Below are 18,657 nucleotides of genomic sequence, written 5' to 3'. Positions count from 1 at the left end.
CCGTCCGGGGAGGCGCGGGCGTCAGCTCTTGGCGAGCCGTTCCAGCGCGCCCCGAGCCACCTCGGGCCGGGTGGTGTACCAGAACGGCGGCAGCGAGCGGCGCAGGAACGGGCCGTACCCGCGCGCCGTCTCCAGCCGCGAGTCGAGCACCGCCACCACACCCCGGTCGCCGGTGGCCCGGATCAGCCGGCCGACGCCCTGGGCCAGCCGGACCGCCGCGATCGGCACGCTCACCGCCGCGAAACCGGAGCCGCCACCGGCGTCCACCGCCGCCGCGCGCGCCGCGGCGAGCGGCTCGTCCGGCCGAGGGAACGGCAACCTGTCGATCACCACGAGCTGGCAGGCGTCACCCGGCACGTCCACGCCCTGCCAGAGCGACATCACCCCGAACAGGCAGCTCTCCCGCTCCTGGCGGAACCGGCGGACCAGCAGCGGCAGCGCCTCCTCGCCCTGGAGCAGCACGGGCAGGTCGGTCCGCGCGCGGAGCAGCTCCGCCGCCTGCTGCGCGGCCCGCCGCGACGAGAAGAGCCCGAGGGTACGACCACCGAGCGCCCCGACCAGCGCCAGCAGCTCCTCACCGGCCGGGCCGGGCAGCCCGGAGACGCTGGGGCGCGGCAGGTGCGCTGCCACGTACAGGATGCCCTGCCGGGCGTAGTCGAACGGCGAGCCGACGTCGAGCGAGCTCCAGCCCGGCCCTTCGGTGGCCGGCACGGTGCCGATCGCCGCGCGGCTGCCCTCGGTGGCGGCCACCGGCGGCGTGACCGGGGGGCGGCCCGCGGCGGCGGCGGTGGCGATCGCGGCGGCGGCCGGGGACGGCGGGGCGGGCGGCGGCGCGTCCAGCCCCAGCGCCCGGGCCACCGTGTCGAAGCGACCGCCCAGCGCCAGCGTCGCCGAGGTGGCGACCACTGTGCGCTCGTCGTACAGGTGGGTGGCGAGCGTGCCCGCCACCGACAGCGGCGCGACCACCAGCGCCCGGCGGCTGCCGTTGTCCGGCTTCTCGACCCAGGCGACATCGTGGTCGGCCTCCTCCAGCAGCCGCTGGGCGGTGGTGGACAGCTCGTCCAGCACGGCCTTGGCCTGCTGCTTGCGTACCGGGTCGGGGTCGTCGGACTTCACGTCGCCGATCGCCTCCAGCGCGGCCCGGGTGGCCGAGTCCAGCAGCGTGCACGCCTCCCGCAGCGCGGGCGGCAGGCCGGCGGTGAGCCGCCCGGCGGGCGCCTCGGCCAGCCCCACGGCGAGCGCGTCCCCGGCCTCGGTGAGCCGCTCGGCCAGATCCGGGCGCAGCAGCGGCCGGGCCCGGCGGGTCGACCTGTCGATCAGCTCCGGCACCAGCTCGGCCTGGGCCGCCGAGGAGACCCGGTCGGCCAGCTCGTGCGCCTCGTCCACCACGAGCAGCTTGTGCGGCGGCACGATGTGCCGGCCGGCGAGCATGTCGACGGCGAGCAGGCTGTGGTTGGTCACCACGATGTCGGCCTCGCGGGCGCGGGCCCGGGACGCCTCGGCGAAGCACTCCGGCCCGAACGGGCAGCGGCTGGCTCCCACGCACTCCCGGGCCGGCATGGAGACGCTGCGCCACACCTGGTCGTCCACGCCCGGGTCCAGCTCGTCGCGGTCGCCGGTGGCCGTCTCCTCGGCCCAGTCGCGCAGCCGCTGCACCTGCTTGCCCAGGCGGCCCGCCTCGCCGAGCCACTTGGTGCCGCCGTTGCCGGACCGCGGCGCGTCGAACAGCGCGTCGTCCGGCTCGTCCTCGACCGAGCTGTCCAGCCGGGCCAGGCACAGGTAGTGGTGGCGCCCCTTCAGCACGGCGAAGGTGGGGCGACGGCCCAGCACCGGCTCGACCGCGTCGGCCAGCCTCGGCAGGTCGTGCTCGACGAGCTGGGACTGCAACGCCAGCGTGGCGGTGGAGACCACCACCGGGCCGTCCACCGTCAACGCCGGGGCCAGGTACGCCAGGGACTTGCCGGTGCCGGTGCCGGCCTGCACCAGCAGGTGCTCGCCGGAGGCGATGCTGCGCTCGATCGCCTCGGCCATCTGCTGCTGACCCGGCCGGGCCGCGCCGCCCGGAACCGCGCCCACAGCGGCGGTCAGCAACTCTCCCGCACCGGCGCGGCCACCGCGGCGCTTCTTCGGGACGGCCGGGCCGGTGGCGGTGCGGGACGGGGTCACCGTGCGACCGTACCCGCCGGCACCGACGGGGGTCCGGTCGCTCCGGCGGCGTGGCGGACCGGCGGGTCGCGTCCGGTTACCTCCCGATCGCGTGGCGTGGCCGGAATCGGTTAGGGTGCCAGGCATGCCGAGCGACGTGGTCCGCGTGATCTACCGCAAGTACGACGGCAGCGCCCACCGCGACTACCCGGCCCGTCGGCTCGCCGAGGACGATCTCGGCGTCTGGCTCGGCGTGCCCGCCGGCACCGAATCCGTCTACCACGGCCGCCCCTCGGTCGAGCAGATCCCGTTCGTCCTGCTGGTGCCCCACCACGCCTGGTGGACCGGCATGTTCAACCCGCCGCCGCGCACCAGCGAGGTCTACTGCGACATCGCCACCCCGGCCCGCTGGGAGGGTGCGGAGACCGTCCACCTGATCGACCTCGACCTGGACGTGGTGCGCCGCCGCGAGACCGCCCTGGTCGAGCTGCGCGACGAGGACGAGTTCGCCGAGCACCGCTCCCGCTTTGGCTACCCGGACGACGTGGTCACCGAGGCCGAGGCGGCTGCCCGCTGGCTGCTCGGCGCGCTCGGCGACGGCACCGAGCCGTTCGCCACGTCGTACCGGAAGTGGCTGGCGCTGGTGGTCTGAGCCGGCTCACCAGCGCGGCGGCCAGAGGGCCTCCGGGCCCAGCGGCGGCAGCTCGCCGACCTTGGCCGGGTTGAGCTGGTTGAACACGCCGGTGATCCGCCCCTCGTGGACGGCGAACGAGGTGACCATCCGGACGGGTCGCCCGTCGCGGTGGAAGAACTCCGACTGCCATCCCAGCGTCCCGTCCACCAGCACCGGCCGTCCGCGCAGGCCGCCGCGCCGCTGGGCCTGGCCGTAGAGGCCGAGCAGCAGGCGGCCGACCGACTCGACGCCGACCACCGGCCGCCGCCCGGCCGGGAAGTGACCGCCCGCGTCGCCGATCGACACCACGTCCGGGGCGAGTACGCGGACCAGCTGCTCCAGCTCACCGGACTCCACCGCCGCGGCGAACGCGTCGAGCACCCGCCGCTGCTCGGCGAGGTCCGCGCTGTGCCGGGGGGCATCCGGCGCGTGTACCGCCCGCCGGGCCCGCGACGCGAGCTGACGCGCCGCCTCCGGCGTGACCGCGAGGACGTCCGCCACGTCGGCGAACGGCACCGCGAACACGTCGTGCAGCACGAACGCCACCCGCTGCTCCGGCGTCAGCCGTTCCAGCACCACCAGCAGCGCGGTGCCGAGCTGGTCGGCCCGTACCGCCCGTTCGGCCGGGTCGGGCGCGAACCCGTCCGCCGCCGGCACGGTGGTCACCACCGGCTCGGGGAGCCACTGACCCGGGTACGCCTCCCGGCGCACCCGGGCGGAGCGGAGCACGTCCAGGCAGATCCGTGAGCAGGTGGTGACGAGCCAGCCGCGCAGATCGCGTACGCGGGCGCGCTGCTCGGGGTCGCTCAGCGCGCCGGAGAAGCGCAGCCAGGTCTCCTGCACCGCGTCCTCGGCCTCGCTGCGGCTGCCGAGCATCCGCCGCGCGACAGCCAGCAGATGCCCCCGTTCCGCTTCGAACTCCCCCGTAAGTTCATCCACCCCCCCATTCTCCCGCCCCGGCGCCCCGCCGCCTACCCTCGCCGATCTTGCAGTTGCTGCCCCGGCAAACGCCGCTTTCCGGACGCGCAAGGGGCCGCAACTGCAAGATCGGCGGGATGGGGCGGGCGGGAAAGGGCTCCGGGGGTGAGGATCGGGGGATGAGTGAGGTGGTGTGGCCCGAGGGCGGGCCGATGCGGGAACTGCTGCGGGTGGGGCCGGGGCCGGTGGACCTGGCGGCCATCGACCCCCGGTCGACGCCCGGGCTGCCGGCGGCGGCCGGGCGCGGACCCGCGCGCAAGGAGTGGGCGCGGGCCCAGGTCGAGATGGTCGGCGCGGAACTGGGGCGGCAGCAGGAGATGCTGTACGCCTCGGCGCAGGGCGCCGCCGGTCCGGGCAGCGCCACGAGCGCGCCGGCCCAGGCGGGCGGAGGGCTGGGTGCGGGCCGGCCGCGCCGGGTGCTGCTGGTGCTCCAGGCGATGGACTGCGGCGGCAAGGACGGCGCCGTGAAGCGGGTGGCCGGCGCGATGAACCCGCTGGGGCTGCACATCCGCTCGTTCGGGCCGCCGACCGAGGAGGAGTTGCGGCACGACTTCCTGTGGCGGGTACGGCGGGCGCTCCCGCCGCCCGGGTACGTGGGCGTGTTCAACCGCTCGCACTACGAGGACGTGCTGATCGCCCGGGTCGAGGGGCTGGTCGACGAGGCGACCTGGCGGTCCCGGTACGCGATCATCAACGACTTCGAGCGGGAACTGGCCGAGCAGGCGGTGACGGTGATCAAAGTCATGCTGCACATCTCGTACGCCGAGCAGGGCGAGCGGCTGATGGAGCGGCTGACCGACCCGACGAAGTTCTGGAAGTACAACCCCAGTGACCTGGACACCCGGGCACGATGGGACGACTATCAGGCGGCGTACGCCGAGGCGATCGAGCGTTGCGGCAGCGACGACGCGCCCTGGTTCGTGGTCCCGGCGGACCGCAAGTGGTACCGGGACTGGGCGGTGGCCCACCTGCTGCGCGAGACGTTCGAGGGGTTGCATCTGGGGTATCCGGCTGCCGATTTCGACGTTGATCGGGAGCGTGACCGGTTACGGAGTCAGCTCAGCGGGTGATCAGGTGAACGGAAGGTGAACGACCGGTGAATCGGGCTTGACCAGGGGTGGGCCGATCGAAAGCCGCCTGGACGCGATCCCTAGCATGCGCAATGCAGACGCCCGGGCGGCGACGGCCACCCTTCCACCGACACGACGAGGTCCGTGCTGTGAAGTTTTCCTTCCGTCCCACCGAGGGCGCCTTCTACGAGCTCTTCACCAGGGCCGCGCAGAACCTGGTGAAGGGGACCGACCTGCTCAACGAGCTGGGTCTGCCCGGCGCCGACGTGCAGTCGATCAGCGAGCGGCTGACCGACATCGAGCACGACAGCGACCAGATCACGCACGAGCTGTACAAGAAGATCAACTCCACCTTCATCACGCCGTTCGACCGGGAGGACATCTACCGGCTCGGCTCGCTGCTCGACGACGTGATGGACCACCTGGAGGCGGTCGGCAACCTGCTCTACCTGTACGGCCTGACCAAGCTCCCGTCGCTTCCGCGCGAGCTGCACGAGCTGGTGAACGTGCTCGACCTGCAGGCCAAGCTCACCGCCGAGGCGATGCCCCGGCTGAAGTCGATGAAGGACCTCGAGGACTACTGGATCGAGTGCAACCGGCTCGAGAACGACGGCGACCAGGCGTACCGGATGCTGCTGGTACGCCTCTTCTCCGGTGAGTACGACGCGCTCACGGTGCTGAAGATGAAGGAGGTGGCCGACGAGCTGGAGGCCGCCTGCGACGCCTTCGAGCACGTGGCCAACACCGTCGAGACCATCGCGGTCAAGGAGTCCTGATCCAGTGAGTCCCGAACTCATCGCCGTGCTGGCGGTGATCGCGGTCGCCATGGCGTTCGACTACACGAACGGCTTCCACGACGCGGCAAACGCGATCGCCACCAGCATCTCGACCCGGGCGCTGACCCCCCGGATCGCCTTGGCGCTGGCGGCAGTCGGCAACTTCATCGGCGCGCACTTCGGCGCCGGCGTGGCCAAGACGGTCGGCGACGGCCTGGTGACATTGCCGACCGGGGTGGAGAGCCTGGGGGTGGTCTTCGCCGGCGTGCTGGGCGCGATCATCTGGAACCTGATCACCTGGTACTTCGGCCTGCCGTCCTCCTCGTCGCACGCCCTCTTCGGCGGCCTGGTCGGCGCGACCCTGTTCGCCGCCGACGGCATCGTCCAGTGGGGCACCATCATCGAGAAGGTCCTCATCCCGATGGTGCTCTCGCCGGTGGTCGGCCTGGTGCTCGGCTTCCTGGTGATGCTGGCGATCATGTGGCTTTTCCGGAAGGGGCAGCCCGGCAAGCTCAGCCGCGGCTTCCGCTGGGCGCAGACCGCGTCCGCCGCCGCCATGTCGGTCGGCCACGGCATGCAGGACGCCGCCAAGACCATGGGCATCATCGTGCTGGCGCTCTACACCGGCGGCTTCCAGGAGAGCAAGACCCACATCCCGGGCTGGGTCTTCTGGACCTCCGCCGCGATGCTGGCCGCCGGCACGTACGCGGGTGGCTGGCGGATCATCCGGACGCTCGGCCGGAAGATCATCGACCTCGGCCCGGCGGAGGGCTTCGCGGCCGAGACCGTGGCCAGTGCGGTGCTCTACTTCAACGCGCTGGTGCTCAAGGCGCCGATCTCCACCACCCACACGATCACCTCGGCGATCATGGGTGTGGGCTCGACGAAACGGCTCTCCGCGGTGCGCTGGAACGTGGCCGGCAACATCGTGATCGCCTGGATCATCACGTTCCCGGCCGCCGCCGCGATCGCCTGCCTCGCGTACCTGCTGGTCCGCCCCCTGTTCTGAGTGGGCTGACGTCGAGGGGTTCCCCGCCGTGGCGGGGGACCCCTCAGGCGTAGGAGACCCCGATCCGGGCCTTGACGTCGTCGATCAGGCCCATCACCTCGAGCGTGGCGGCGTGCGGCACCAGCGGGCTCTCGGTCAGCCCGGCCGCCAGGCAGCGCTGCACCTCGATCGCCTCGTACTGGTAGCCGCCACCGGTCAGGTCCGCCGGGATCGTCTCCGGCTCGGCGCCGGCCCGGTGCAGCACCGCGTGCGCGGGCCGGAAGAACAGCTCGGGCAGGTCGATCCGGCCCGTCGTGCCGGTGATCGACGCGGTGATCGCTGTCGCGCCGACCATGCCGCAGCTCAGCGTCGCCACCGCGCCGGAGTCCCAGCCGAGCACCATGCCGGTGTTCTCGTCCACCGCCTCCGGGGTCAGCTTCGCCCACGCCTGCACGTGCTGCGGCACGCCGAGCACCAGGTGGGCCAGGCTCAGCGGATAGACGCCGAGGTCGAGTAGCGCGCCGCCGCCGAGCGTGCGGGCCCGCATCCGGTGCTCCGGCGGGAACGGTCCGGCCACGCCGAAGTCGGCCCGTACGTGCGTGACCTCGCCGATCGCGCCGTCCCGGATCAGCTCCAGCACCCGCAGGATCAGCGGGTTGGTTCGCATCCACATGGCCTCCATGAGGAACAGACCCCGGGCGCGGGCCGTCTCCACCAGTTCGGCGGTGGTCGGCAGGTCCAGCGTGCAGGGCTTCTCCACCAGCACGGCCTTGCCGCCGGCCAGGCACGCCAGCGCCGCCTCGTGGTGCGCCGCGTGCGGTGTGGCCACGTAGATCGCGTCCACGTCCGGGTCCGCGGCGAGTTCCGCCCATGAGGCGTACGCCCGCGGCACGTCGTGCCGGCGCGCGAACAGTTCGGCGCTCTCCCGGGTACGCGATCCGACCGCCACCAGTTCGGCGTCCGGCACCAGCCGCAGATCGGCGGCGAAACAGGCGGCGATGTGTCCGGTGGCCAGGATTCCCCAACGCGTCATGCCGGCACGCTATCCCGGACCGTTCCGGGGCCGGGAGGGTGATCCACCGGTCGGGACGGCTCAGCGGGGGGTGTCGGCGGCGGCCCGGGCGGCCAGTTCGATCATCGCCCGCCGCGTCGTCAGCGTCGGCCGGTCGGGCTCCAGGTGCGCATACGCGGCCCAGGCCCCGGTCGAGCCGTCGAGCTGCTCCCGCAGGATGTCGGCGTGCCCGGCGTGCCGGTTGGTCTCGGTCAGCACGTGGACCATGACGTTGAACAGCTTGACGTCGGGGCGGGGCCACCACGGCACGTGGCCGGGCGCGTCGATCGCGAGGGCGTCGATGGTCGCGTCCGCGTGCTCCCACGCCCGCCGGTAGCGGCCGATCACCTCCTCGCGGCTCTCGTGCTCGGTCGCCCACATGTCGGCGCCGTCCGGATCCGGGTCGTCCCACCGGGGCAGCGGCTCCGGGAACGGCCTGCCGAACACCTCACCGAGGTACCGGGCCTCCCAGAACGACAGGTGCTTGACCAGGCCGAGCAGGTTGGTGCCGGACGCGGTCAGGGGGCGGCGTACGTCGTACTCGGACAGTCCGTCGAGCTTCCACAGCATCGCCTCGCGGATCTGCCGCAGATCGTCGTGCAGGTATTCCTTCGCGAAATCGTCGATCACGGGTCACGACCCTGCCAGGCGCGGCCGACGGACGCAGCCCCCCGTGGCGACGTGACCGGATCGCGCGTGCCGCCGCTTCCGGCGGGGCAGCACCGTCCCCGCTGGTCCGCCCGGGCGGGAACTAGGCTCGGGCGCATGACGATCGACGGCTTCGCCGCACCCCCCGCCCTGGTGGAGCACGCCCGCCGATTCCAGGCCGAGGGCGCCGTACCGGCCGTGCCCCGGGTCGCCGCCACAGTGCTTCTGCTCCGCCCGGCCGGCGACGGATTCGAGGTCTACATGATCCGCCGGGTCGCGGCGATGACGTTCGGCGGCATGTACGCCTTCCCCGGCGGCGGGGTGGACCGCTCCGACTCGGAGGCGCACCTGGGCTGGGCCGGCCCGGACCCGGCGGCGTGGGGGGAACGGCTCGGACTCGATCCGGCGGCCGCGCAGGCGGTGGTGTGCGCCGCCGCCCGCGAGGTCTTCGAGGAGGCGGGCGTGCTGCTCGCCGGGCCGGACCCGGACACGGTGGTCGGCGACGTGAGCGGCGACGACTGGGAGGCGGCCCGGCAGGACCTGGTGGGCCGGCGGGCCGGCTTCGCTGACCTGCTGGCCGGGAAGGGCCTGACACTCCGGTCCGACCTGCTGCTGCCCTGGAGCCGGTGGATCACGCCGGAGTTCGAGCTGCGCCGCTTCGACACGTACTTCTTCGTCGCCCTGCTGCCCGAGGGGCAGCGGACCCGCGACGTGTCCGGCGAGGCCGACCACACGCTGTGGTTGCGCCCGGCGGACGCGCTGGCCCGCGAGCTGACCATGCTGCCGCCGACCATGGTCACGCTCGCCGAGGTCGCCGCCGCGGGCGACCTCGCGGGAGTGGCGCGGGATGCGGCGGAGCGCGATCCGGGTACGCCGATCCTGCCGTACATCGAGGGGCTGGACGGCGCCGAGCCCCGCTTCCGCCTGAGCTGACCTGCGCCTGCGGTGTTAAGAGGGGCCCCTTCCTCTACCGGAGGCGTTAACAGGGGGCCCCTCCTTACAGCTCAGCCGAAGCGGCCGGTGATGTAGTCCTCGGTCTTCTTCTGGCTCGGGTTGCTGAAGATCTTCTGCGTGTTGTCGTACTCGATCAGGCGGCCCGGGTCACCGGTCTTCTCGATCGAGAAGAAGGCGGTCCGGTCCGACACCCGCGCGGCCTGCTGCATGTTGTGCGTGACGATGATGATCGTGAACTTGTCCTTGAGCTGGAACATCAGGTCCTCGATGGCCAGCGTGGAGATCGGGTCCAGCGCCGAGCAGGGCTCGTCCATCAACACCACCTGCGGCTCGACCGCGATGGTACGGGCGATGCAGAGCCGCTGCTGCTGACCGCCGGACAGGCCCGCGCCCGGCTTGGCGAGGCGGTCCTTCACCTCGTCCCACAGGTTCGCCGAGCGGAGCGCCCGCTCGGCCGCCTCCTCCAGGATCGACTTGCGCCGTACGCCGTTGAGCCGCAGGCCCGCCACCACGTTCTCGAAGATGCTCATGGTGGGGAACGGGTTCGGCCGCTGGAAGACCATGCCGATCATCCGGCGGACCGCCGTGACGTCCACGTCGCGGTCGTAGATGTCCTGGTCGTCGATGGTGAGGCTGCCCTCGACCCGGGCGCCGGGCAGCACCTCGTGCATCCGGTTGATCGACCGCAGGAAGGTGGACTTGCCGCAGCCGGACGGCCCGATCAGGGCGGTGACAGTCTTCGGCTCGACGGTCAGGTTGATGTTCTCGATCGCCTTGAACCCGCCGTAGTAGGCGGTCACGTTCGTGGCTTCGATGCGCTTGGCCATGGTGGCGGTACCTCCGGGGTTCATCGGCCGAGCCGGTTGCGGCGGGACAGCAGCTTCGCCGCCACGGTGAGGACGAGGACGAGGGCGACCAGGGTCAGCGCCGCGGTCCACGCCCGTGCCGGCGAGTACCTCGACGCCTCACCGGCCTGCTGGTAGACGAAGAGGGCCAGCGACGACTGGTTGTTCTCGAACGGGTTGAAGTTGATCGCCGCGCCGCCGCCGGCGACCAGCAGCACCGGCGCGGTCTCACCGGCGGCCCGCGCGATGGCGAGCATGATGCCGGTGACGATGCCGGGCAGCGCCGTCGGCAGCACGACCCGCAGGATCGTCTTCCACTTCGGCACGCCCAGGGCGTACGCGCCCTCGCGCAGCGGCGCGGGCACCAGGCGGAGCATCTCCTCGGTGGAGCGGACCACTGTGGGCAGCATCAGCACGCTCAGCGCCAGCGCGGCGGCGAAGCCGGAGAAGCCCGGCCGCCCGTCGTTGAACCACGGCGAGACGATCAGCACCCAGAACGCCAGCACGAACAGGCCGGTGACGATCGACGGGATGCCGGTCATCACGTCCACGAAGAAGCGGATGGTGAACGCGAACCGGCCCCGGCCGTACTCGACGATGTAGATCGCGCAGAGCACGCCGAGCGGCACCGTGATCACTGTGGCGATGCCGACCTGCTGCAACGTGCCGACGATCGCGTGGTACGCGCCGCCGTTGGCGTCGCGCGACCCGATGTTGTTCATCGAGGTGCCGAAGAAGTTCGCGTCCAGCCGCTCGGAGCCCTTGCTCACGAGCGTCCAGACCACCGAGGCCAGCGGCAGCACGGCGAGCACGAACGCGGAGTGGATCAGCGCGCTCCAGGTCCGGTTGCGGGCCGACCGGCGGCCCTCCACCGCGTTCGCCGCGGCGAAGAGACCGGCCAGGTAGAGCTGCGCGCCGACCACCACGACCAGGACCGGGCCGCCGATGCCGGCGCCGTACACGATGCCCGCCGCGACCAGCAGCGCCGCGACGGCGATCACCGGAGCGGCGTACGCGGGAAGCCGCCTCGCCCGCAGCGTGGCCGGCTGGGCCGGCGGGCGCGGGCGGCGGGGGGTGAGGGTGGTGGTCATGCGGCCGACTCCGTGAACTCGCGCCGCCGGTGGATGATCGCCCGGGCGGTGATGTTGACGATCAACGTGATCGCGAACAGCACCAGGCCGGAGGCGATGAGCGCGCCCCGGCCGGTGTCGTTCGCCTCGGCGAACCGGTTGGCGATGTTCGCGGCGATCGAGTTGCCGCCGCTCTCCAGGATGTTGAACGAGATGGCGTACGTGGACCCGAGCGTGAGCGCCAGCGCGATGGTCTCGCCGAGCGCCCGGCCCAGGCCGAGCATCACCGCGGCGACGACGCCGGGCCGCCCGTACGGCAGGACGGCGGTGCGGATCATCTCCCAGCGGGTGGCGCCGAGCGCGAGCGCTGCTTCCTCGTTCGCGGTCGGTGTCTGCCGGAACACCTCGCGGGACAGCGAGGTGATGATCGGCAGCACCATGATGGCCAGCACCACGGAGCCGAGCAGGATCGAGTTGCCGTACGGGCCGTCGCCGAAGATCGGGATCCAGCCGAAGTACCTGTTCAGCCACGCGGACAGGTCGGCGACCGGCTGGGCGAAGTAGTCCCGGCCCCAGAGGCCGAACACGACGCTCGGCACGGCTGCGAGCAGGTCGATCAGGAAGCCCAAGGCGTTGCCGAGCCGCCGGGGCGCGTAGTGCGACAGGTACAGGGCGATGCCCAGCGCGACCGGCACCGCCATGAGCAGCGCCAGCAGCGAGCTCAGGACGGTGCCGAAGGCGAGCGCGCCGATGCCGAACTGCGGCGGGTTGTCGTTCGGGAACCAGCCCTCGAACGTCCAGAACGACTCGGTGTTCGCCCGCAACGCCGGGACGGCCTTGGCGACCAGGAAGATCGCAATCGCCGCGATGACCACCAGGACCGTGGTGCCGGCGGCCAGGGTCAGGCCGCGGAACGCCCGTTCCGCGCCGAAGGCGCGGGCCCGGGGGAGGGCGCCGCCGCCGCCGAGGCCACCGTCGGGGCGGCCCGGGTTACCGGGGCGCTCGGCCACACGCGCCGAGGCACCGGCGGGTCCCTCGTGGCTCGTGGCCACGGGAGTCCCGCCGGTGCCGGCGTGGGCCGAGCGCTGAGGGGTGTCACCCATCTGCTCGCTCGCTTCGCGTTGAGGAGGTGTCGGTCGGGAGCGTCAGGAGAGGCTCTTGACCGCGGCCTCGACCTTGGTGCGGACGGTCTCGGGCAGCGGGGCGTAGCCGAGCTCGACCAGCTCCTTCTGCCCCTCGGCGCTGGCGGCGTGGCCGAGCAGGCCCTTCACCAGCGGCAGCTTGTCGGCGGCGAGGCCCTTGCTGCAGACGATCTCGTAGGTCGCCAGGACGATCGGGTACGCCCCGGCCTCCTTGGTGTTGTAGTCGATCGACATCTTCAGGTCGTTGCCCTGACCCTCGAACTTGGCGCCGGCGATGGTCTTGCCGGCCGAGTCACCGGTCAGCTCGACGAACTCGCCGTTACCGTTCTTGATCTTCGCCATCTTCAGGTCGGAGTTCTCGGCGTACGACCACTCGACGTAGCTGATGGTGCCGTCGGTGCTCTTGAGCTTGCTGGCCACACCGTCGGACTTGGCCGCGCCGACGCCGCCCGGGGCCTTCCACGCCTTGGAGTTGCCGAGCGTCCAGTCCGCCTCGGCGGTCTTGGAGAGGTACTTGGTGAAGTTGTCGGTGGTGCCCGACTCGTCGGAGCGGTGCACCGCCTGGATCGCGGTCGACGGCAGCTTGGCGTCCGGGTTGTCGGCCTTGATCGCCGCGTCGTCCCACTTGGTCACCTTGCCGGCGAAGATCTTCGCCAGGGTGGCCGGGCTGAACTGGAGGTTGTCCGCGCCGCTGACGTTGTAGACCACGGCGACCGGGCCGATCACCATCGGCAGGTTGAGCGCCTGGCCGCCGACGCACTTGGCGTCGGCCTGCGGCTGCTCCTCGGGCTTGAGGGGGGAGTCCGACCCGGCGAAGTCAGCGGTGCCGGCGATGAAGGCCTGGATGCCGGCGCCCGAGCCGCTGGGCTCGTAGTTGATCGTGGTGCCGGCGCACTTCTGCTGGTACGCCTTGATCCACTCGGCCATGGCGTTCTTCTGGGCCGAGGAGCCCTGCGCGTTCAGCGTGCCCGTCGCGCAGTCCACCGCGGCGGTGGAACCGGAGGCGCCGGCGGGCTCGTTGTTGTCCGAGCCGCAGGCGCTGAGACCGAGAACCGCGGTAAGAGCGAGACAGGCGATGGCGCCGTGCCGCTGGAGCTTCACTTCAGGGGTTTCCCTTCACGTCTTTGGTCAGGTCGCCCGGAGTGCCGGGGGCCGGCGCTGACCGGCTGACACGAAAGGTAGGAGGGCCAGGTGGACGGTTCGCCGGGCGTAAGTGAACGCGCGGTGAACACGTTCAGCCGACGAGATGGCCGCACGCTGAGGAAGGGTTGTCCTTTTCGTGAACTAGCAGCCTGGTATCGCCTTTATGGCGACTTTCCGAGGCCGGGGAACGCTCAGCCGAGCTGGTAGTTGACGTGCGCGGACCACAGGGCGAAGCCGAGCCGCTCGTAGAGCGCGACAGCGGCGGTGTTGCTCTCGTCCACGTAGAGCATCACCCGGTCCAGCCCGCGTTCGTCGCGCAGGTGGGTCAGGCCGGCCGCGGTGAGCACCCGGCCCAGGCCGCCCCGGTGCGCGGACGGGTCCACGCCGAGCACGTAGACCTCGCCGATCCGGGCCGATCCCTGCTGCTCGTGCACCTTGGTCCAGTGGAAGCCGAGCAGCCGCCCGGTCGTGGAGTCGACGGCGAGCAGGAAGCCGGCACTGTCGAACCACGGCTCGGCGATGCGTACGCGCAGGTCGTCGAGCGTCCATTTGCCCTGCTCGGGATGTTGGGCGAAGGCCGCGTTGTTCACCGCGAGCCACGCCTCGTCGTCCTCGCCCGGACGGAACGCGCGCAGCGTCACGCCGTCGGGCACGACCGGCGCCGGCAACTCGGCGGTCAGCGGGCGGCGCATCTGCCAGAGCACGCGCGCCCGGGTGAAGCCCAGGTCGACAGCGAGCGCGGCGGCCGACGGGTGGTCGCCGTGCGCCCAGGCGCGCAGCGGCCCGGGAGCGGCGTCCACCACTCCCCGGGCCAGCGCCCGGCCGGCTCCCCGCCGCCGGTACGCGGGATGCACGACCAGTTCCGCGCCGACGCCCTCGGCGGGGGCGGTGACGTCGAGGTGCGCGTACCCGGTGAGGGTGCCGTCGGTGGTGCGGGCGGTGAGGTGCACCGCGGGCGCTTCGGGGTCGCGCAGCCGCAGCAGCACGTGCTCGTCGAGCGGGTCGGCGCCGTCGGCGTCCCCGGCGGCGCGGGCCAGCGCCAGCACCTCCGCGACCTCGGCCGGCGTCAGCCGGTCCGTCCGGTCGATCCCGTCCGGCGTCAGCCGGTCCGCCCAGGCGGTCCGGTCGGTTGCGGGACCACTCGTCGGCTCGGGGCTCATCTGAGTCACGGTAGCGGCCGTCCGGCGGCGGTTCGCGCCGGACGAGGGCGGCGCTCGGTGGCGCTGGTCACTGCGGGCCGACGGGCAGTGACTCCAGCTCGAACCGGACCAGCATCTCGGGCAGGAGTTGCTGCAACGCCGCGACCGTGCCGGAGCGGTCCCCGCCCGCGTCGTGCATGAGCACGATCGCCCCCGGCCCCATCTGCGTGCGGATCCTCGTCTCGATGGCGAGCGCGCCCGGCGCCCTCCAGTCCGACGGGTCCACGCTCCAGTGCAGCGGGGTGAGGCCCAGGTCGGCGCAGGCCGAGATCACCGGGCGCGTCCAGGCGCCGCCCGGCTGGCGGTAGTACGCGATCCGCGCGCCCGGCGCGGCGGCCAGGATCGCGTCGTTGGTGCGTAGGATGTCGGCCCGGATCGTCGCCGCGGACCGCTTGCCCAGGTCGACGTCGTGCTCCCAGGAGTGGTTGCACAGCGTGTGGCCCTCGGCCACTATCGACCGGATCAGATCCGGGTGGGCCTCGGCGTTCTCGCCGACGACGCAGAACGTCGCCTTCACGCCGTACTGGGCCAGCAATGCGAGTACCTGCGGAGTCCAGCGCGGGTCGGGGCAGTCGTCGAAGGTCAGCGCGACCCGGGACGAGCCGGTGGCGACCAGGGTGCCGTACGGGCCGTCGCCGCCCGGCTCGACGGGGGCGGCGTCCGGCGCGGCGTCGGGGCTCGGCCCGGCGGTGGCCCGGCCGCCGGGGAAGTCCGTGCTGGGCGGCTGGTCGGCGTAGTGCGGTCCGTTCAGCGCCGTGGTGGCCCCGGCGTTCGACGGTGGGTGTGCCGGCACCAGGCTGCGGCCGAGCGCGAACGCCGAGCCGAGCAGTCCCGCCAGCACCACGACTACGAGCCCGGCGGCACGCAGCGTCGGGCCCCGCATCAGCGGCACCGGCCGTTCGTCGCCCCCGTGTTCACCGCACGCACCGCCGCCCCCTTTTGCCCGGTAAATCCGGCAGCCAGGATATGGCTGACTGATTGGGCAAAAAGGGCATTCTGCGGAAATGCCCCCTACCGGAGTGGGGCGTGAACGATCAGACCGGCAGCGGGGCGGGCTCCGACTCCGGCAGCGAGCGCGACGGCGGGACGACGAACTTGTAGCCCACCTGGCGCACAGTGCCGATCATCGACTCGTACTCCGAGCCGAGCTTGGCGCGCAGGCGCCGCACGTGCACGTCGACCGTACGGGTGCCGCCGAAGTAGTCGTAGCCCCAGACCTCGCGCAGCAACTGGTCCCGGGTGAACACCCGCCCCGGATGCTGGGCCAGGAACTTCAACAGCTCGAACTCCTTGTACGTGAGGTCGAGCGGGCGGCCCTTGAGCTTCGCGGCGTAGGTGTCCGGGTCGATGTTCAGCTCACCGGCCCGGATCGAGCCGCCGGCGCCGGCAGTGGCGTTGCTCAGCCGGCCGACCGCGAGCCGCAGCCGGGCCTCCACCTCGGCCGGCCCGGCGCCGGCCAGGATCACGTCGTCGACGCCCCAGTCCGCGTTGAGCGCGATCAGGCCCGCCTCGGTGACCACCGCGACCAGCGGCACGCCGAGCCCGGTGGCGTGCAGCATCCGGCACGTGGCGCGTGCCTCGCTCAGTTCGGAGCGGGCGTCCACCAGTACGGCGTCCGGCGTGGGGCCGGACACCAGCGTGCGGACGTCGCGGGGTGCGGTGCGGACCGAGTGCGGCAGCAGGTCGAGTGCAGGCAACACCGCCGACGGCTCACCGGCCCGTGCGGTCACGAGCAGCAGGAGCTCCACGATCACCTCCGTCCCGGCGGCCCTTCGGCCGCGCGCGACCAGCAACACGCCCGGGTGAGGGCGGCGCTGTGAACTTGCGTGGGTCCCGGCGTCGCTGACGGGCGGGTAACGGCCTGAGCGTAACTGATGGACCGGCCGTCACCTCCGGAGCGCTTTCCCGTTTGCCCTTTCTGCCCATGATCGCGGCGCAGGTTTTAACGTCGCCGAAACCGGGACCTCCGCCGAGCCGCCCGGGTCTGGCACGATCGGGGCGTGTTTCCCTCCACCTCGCGCGACACCGGTCGTGACCCGTGGCCCGACGGTCCGCCTCCCGGGCCGTCCGGGCCCGCCCGTGGCTACCCTCCCGCCCCGCGTACCGGTCCTGCCGACGAGGAGGGGGAGCCGCAGGAGCGGAAGGGGCCGCGCCGGCTGCGCAAGGGCGGTCCCGGCCGGCGGCCCGACGACGAGTCCGACGAGGCGCCCGAGGAGGAGCTGCCACCGGTCCCGGTCCGCCGGCCGCTGGCGCTCACCGTCGCCGGCTTCGCCGCGCTGCTCGGCGTCGGCCTGGTGCTCGGCGCACAGACCTCCGGCCCCGGGCACCGGCTGCCGTTCGCGGCCATCATCTTCGGCGTCCAGTTGCTCTTCGTGCTCGCCTGGACGATGGCCATGCGCCCGCCCGCGCTGCTGGTCGTCGCGCTGGTCAGCGCCGGCACGGCCGTGATCGCCGACGTGGCGGCCGTGCAGTCGGACATCGCCGGCCTGGCCCCGCTCGGCTACGCCGCGGCCGCCGGGCTCCTGCTCGCCGTGCTGGGGCAGCTCGTCCGGCGGGTGGACCGGGTCCGGGTGACCGACTCGCTCGGCGGCACCCTGCTCATCGTGGTGGGCGTGGTCGCCTTCGGCACGCTCATCGTGCTCAGCCGGATTCCCAAGGGCACCCAGGCGATCACGGTCTGCCTCACCGCCGCCGGGGTGGGGCTGCTGGTGGCGCGGCTCACCGACGCGGTCGCGCCGTGGCCGCGGCTCGCCCCGCAGGTGCCGCGCGGCGCGGCCGGCGTGGTCGCGGGCGCGATGCTCGGCACCCTCACCAGCGCCGTGCTCGGCAGCTACCTGGTGGGTTTCACGCCGACCAGCGCCGCACTTGTCGGCGTGGTCAGCGCGGCCACCGCCGTCCTGGCCGACCTCGCCGTCGGGTACGCCGAGGCGGGCCGCCTGATGGCCGGTGAGCCGCCGACGATGTGGGTGGCCCGGCACATGCAGGGGCCGCTGGGCGGGTTCGCGCTGGCCGCGCCGGCCGCGTACGCGATGTGCGTACTGTTCCTCTGACGCGATTGGGGAAGATTCGCCTCGGGTAAGTACGGTTGCGCCGCGAGACGCGGTGACGGCGGCGAGGACGGGAGGCGGCGTGGCAGAGGCGTATCCGGCAGAGGGCCGACCGCGGCGACGCGGCCGGAAGGTGCTGATCGGCTTCGTCGTCCTGCTGCTGGTGCTGGCCGGGCTGCTCGTCGTCGCCGACCGGGTCGCCGCGGGCGTCGCCGAGCGGGCGATCGCCGACCAGGTGCGGCAGGAGATCGCCAAGCAGGACGCGCAGTCCGCCGCGCCGCAGGTCGAAGTGGGTGGCTTCCCGTTCCTCACCCAGGTGCTCGACGGCCGGTACCAGCGCATCACCATCCAGCTCACCGACGTGCGTGGCGCCGTCCAGGGTGACGCGGTGGAGGTGCCGAAGCTGGACGTGGACGCGCGCAACGTGACCGCGTCGCTGGACACGCTGCGCTCCGGCCGGGGCGACGTGGTGGCCGAGAGCGTGGACGGGCGGGGCACCGTCACCTACGAGAGCCTGGCCAAGCTGCTGGACCGCCCCGGGCTGACGCTCGGCGAGCGGAACGGCAAGCTCGCCGTGACGGCTCCGGTGGACATCCTCGGCGTCAAGCTCACCGTCAACGGCACCGCCGACGTCACGGTGGCCGGTGGCAAGGTCGCGCTGCGCTTCAACGACCTCACCGCCGACGGCCTGCCGAACGTGCCACTGGCCCGGGCCGCGCTGACCCGGTACGCGCAGGGCATCTCGATCGACGTGCCGCTGCCGGAGCTGCCGTTCCAGCTCAACCTGCGCAAGGTGGAGCCGAAGCCGGAGGGCCTGGTGGTCACGGCGGACGCGGCGAACGTGCCCATCAACTCCGCCGGCTGACCAGCCGGCCTGCCGTCAACTCCGCCGGCTGACCAGCCGGACGGTTGTCCCGGATGCTGGTCG

17 protein-coding genes and 2 pseudogenes are annotated in these 18,657 nt (G+C 72.7%); 7 read left to right on the top strand and 12 right to left on the bottom strand.

Going from position 1 to position 18,657, the window contains the following annotated elements:
- Positions 1-21 precede the first annotated feature (21 nt).
- Positions 22-708: pseudogene (locus MicB006_RS32740) on the bottom strand (ATP-dependent DNA helicase); the annotation flags it as partial.
- A gap of 111 nt (positions 709-819) precedes the next feature.
- Positions 820-2,166, bottom strand: a pseudogene (locus tag MicB006_RS32735) (ATP-dependent DNA helicase); the annotation flags it as partial.
- Between the two features lie 124 nt (positions 2,167-2,290).
- On the opposite strand from MicB006_RS32735, the gene MicB006_RS08850 reads away from it, so the two are divergent.
- Positions 2,291-2,797 (top strand): DUF402 domain-containing protein, encoded by a 507-nt coding sequence (locus tag MicB006_RS08850; protein ID WP_073829121.1) that lies wholly within the window; start codon positions 2,291-2,293, stop codon positions 2,795-2,797.
- Positions 2,798-2,803: 6 nt separating this feature from the next.
- Here the strand turns inward: MicB006_RS08850 and sigJ are convergent, their stop codons facing one another.
- Positions 2,804-3,757 carry an RNA polymerase sigma factor SigJ gene (gene sigJ, locus MicB006_RS08845; protein WP_116505158.1) on the bottom strand — a complete coding sequence of 318 codons (954 nt, stop codon included), beginning with the start codon at positions 3,755-3,757 and terminating at the stop codon, positions 2,804-2,806.
- Between the two features lie 158 nt (positions 3,758-3,915).
- On the opposite strand from sigJ, the gene MicB006_RS08840 reads away from it, so the two are divergent.
- The 3 genes from MicB006_RS08840 to MicB006_RS08830 all read left to right on the top strand — a co-directional run bounded on the left by MicB006_RS08840 (position 3,916) and on the right by MicB006_RS08830 (position 6,651).
- Positions 3,916-4,866 carry a PPK2 family polyphosphate kinase gene (locus tag MicB006_RS08840; protein WP_116505156.1) on the top strand — a complete coding sequence of 317 codons (951 nt, stop codon included), beginning with the start codon at positions 3,916-3,918 and terminating at the stop codon, positions 4,864-4,866.
- 149 nt (positions 4,867-5,015) lie between these two features.
- Positions 5,016-5,642: a DUF47 domain-containing protein gene (locus MicB006_RS08835; protein WP_030504473.1), complete on the top strand. Its 627-nt coding sequence runs from the start codon at positions 5,016-5,018 to the stop codon at positions 5,640-5,642.
- Between the two features lie 4 nt (positions 5,643-5,646).
- Positions 5,647-6,651, top strand: a complete 1,005-nt coding sequence (locus tag MicB006_RS08830; protein ID WP_073829118.1) for an inorganic phosphate transporter — start codon at positions 5,647-5,649, stop codon at positions 6,649-6,651.
- 43 nt (positions 6,652-6,694) lie between these two features.
- Here MicB006_RS08830 and MicB006_RS08825 read toward each other — a convergent pair whose 3' ends face one another.
- Both MicB006_RS08825 and MicB006_RS08820 read right to left on the bottom strand, forming a co-directional pair.
- Complete coding sequence (locus tag MicB006_RS08825) at positions 6,695-7,663, bottom strand: Gfo/Idh/MocA family protein (RefSeq protein ID WP_116505155.1); 969 nt, start codon at positions 7,661-7,663, stop codon at positions 6,695-6,697.
- A gap of 60 nt (positions 7,664-7,723) precedes the next feature.
- Positions 7,724-8,311 (bottom strand): DinB family protein, encoded by a 588-nt coding sequence (locus MicB006_RS08820; protein WP_073829116.1) that lies wholly within the window; start codon positions 8,309-8,311, stop codon positions 7,724-7,726.
- A gap of 135 nt (positions 8,312-8,446) precedes the next feature.
- Between MicB006_RS08820 and MicB006_RS08815 the strand changes: the two genes are divergently transcribed.
- A complete protein-coding gene (locus MicB006_RS08815) occupies positions 8,447-9,262 on the top strand; it encodes an NUDIX domain-containing protein (RefSeq protein ID WP_116505153.1) in 816 nt (271 codons plus the stop codon).
- 71 nt (positions 9,263-9,333) lie between these two features.
- Here MicB006_RS08815 and pstB read toward each other — a convergent pair whose 3' ends face one another.
- From pstB to MicB006_RS08780, 7 genes are all read right to left on the bottom strand, one after another.
- Positions 9,334-10,110 (bottom strand): phosphate ABC transporter ATP-binding protein PstB, encoded by a 777-nt coding sequence (gene pstB / locus MicB006_RS08810; RefSeq protein WP_013288829.1) that lies wholly within the window; start codon positions 10,108-10,110, stop codon positions 9,334-9,336.
- Positions 10,111-10,130: 20 nt separating this feature from the next.
- Positions 10,131-11,219 (bottom strand): phosphate ABC transporter permease PstA, encoded by a 1,089-nt coding sequence (gene pstA, locus MicB006_RS08805; RefSeq protein ID WP_116505151.1) that lies wholly within the window; start codon positions 11,217-11,219, stop codon positions 10,131-10,133.
- On the bottom strand, positions 11,216-12,301 hold the full coding sequence (gene pstC / locus MicB006_RS08800; RefSeq protein WP_116505149.1) for a phosphate ABC transporter permease subunit PstC: 1,086 nt from the start codon (positions 12,299-12,301) through the stop codon (positions 11,216-11,218). The genes pstA and pstC overlap by 4 nt, the downstream gene beginning before the upstream one ends.
- A 42-nt stretch (positions 12,302-12,343) precedes the next feature.
- Positions 12,344-13,441, bottom strand: coding sequence for a phosphate ABC transporter substrate-binding protein PstS (gene pstS / locus MicB006_RS08795; protein WP_116505147.1), 1,098 nt, complete (start codon positions 13,439-13,441; stop codon positions 12,344-12,346).
- 233 nt (positions 13,442-13,674) lie between these two features.
- Positions 13,675-14,643, bottom strand: a complete 969-nt coding sequence (gene mshD, locus MicB006_RS08790; protein ID WP_225980683.1) for a mycothiol synthase — start codon at positions 14,641-14,643, stop codon at positions 13,675-13,677.
- A gap of 67 nt (positions 14,644-14,710) precedes the next feature.
- Complete coding sequence (locus MicB006_RS08785; protein ID WP_116511270.1) at positions 14,711-15,565, bottom strand: polysaccharide deacetylase family protein; 855 nt, start codon at positions 15,563-15,565, stop codon at positions 14,711-14,713.
- Between the two features lie 151 nt (positions 15,566-15,716).
- Complete coding sequence (locus MicB006_RS08780) at positions 15,717-16,436, bottom strand: response regulator transcription factor (protein WP_176722767.1); 720 nt, start codon at positions 16,434-16,436, stop codon at positions 15,717-15,719.
- A gap of 246 nt (positions 16,437-16,682) precedes the next feature.
- Between MicB006_RS08780 and MicB006_RS08775 the strand changes: the two genes are divergently transcribed.
- Both MicB006_RS08775 and MicB006_RS08770 read left to right on the top strand, forming a co-directional pair.
- Positions 16,683-17,732, top strand: coding sequence for a hypothetical protein (locus MicB006_RS08775; RefSeq protein ID WP_116505145.1), 1,050 nt, complete (start codon positions 16,683-16,685; stop codon positions 17,730-17,732).
- A 79-nt stretch (positions 17,733-17,811) separates the two neighbouring features.
- Positions 17,812-18,594, top strand: a complete 783-nt coding sequence (locus MicB006_RS08770; RefSeq protein WP_073829110.1) for a DUF2993 domain-containing protein — start codon at positions 17,812-17,814, stop codon at positions 18,592-18,594.
- Positions 18,595-18,657 lie beyond the last annotated feature (63 nt).

The sequence above is a fragment of the Micromonospora sp. B006 genome (assembly GCF_003408515.1).
In the GTDB taxonomy this organism is placed as follows: domain Bacteria; phylum Actinomycetota; class Actinomycetes; order Mycobacteriales; family Micromonosporaceae; genus Micromonospora; species Micromonospora echinospora_A.
Note: the sequence above shows the minus strand (reverse complement) of the source record. Positions and strands in the feature narration are given on the sequence as shown.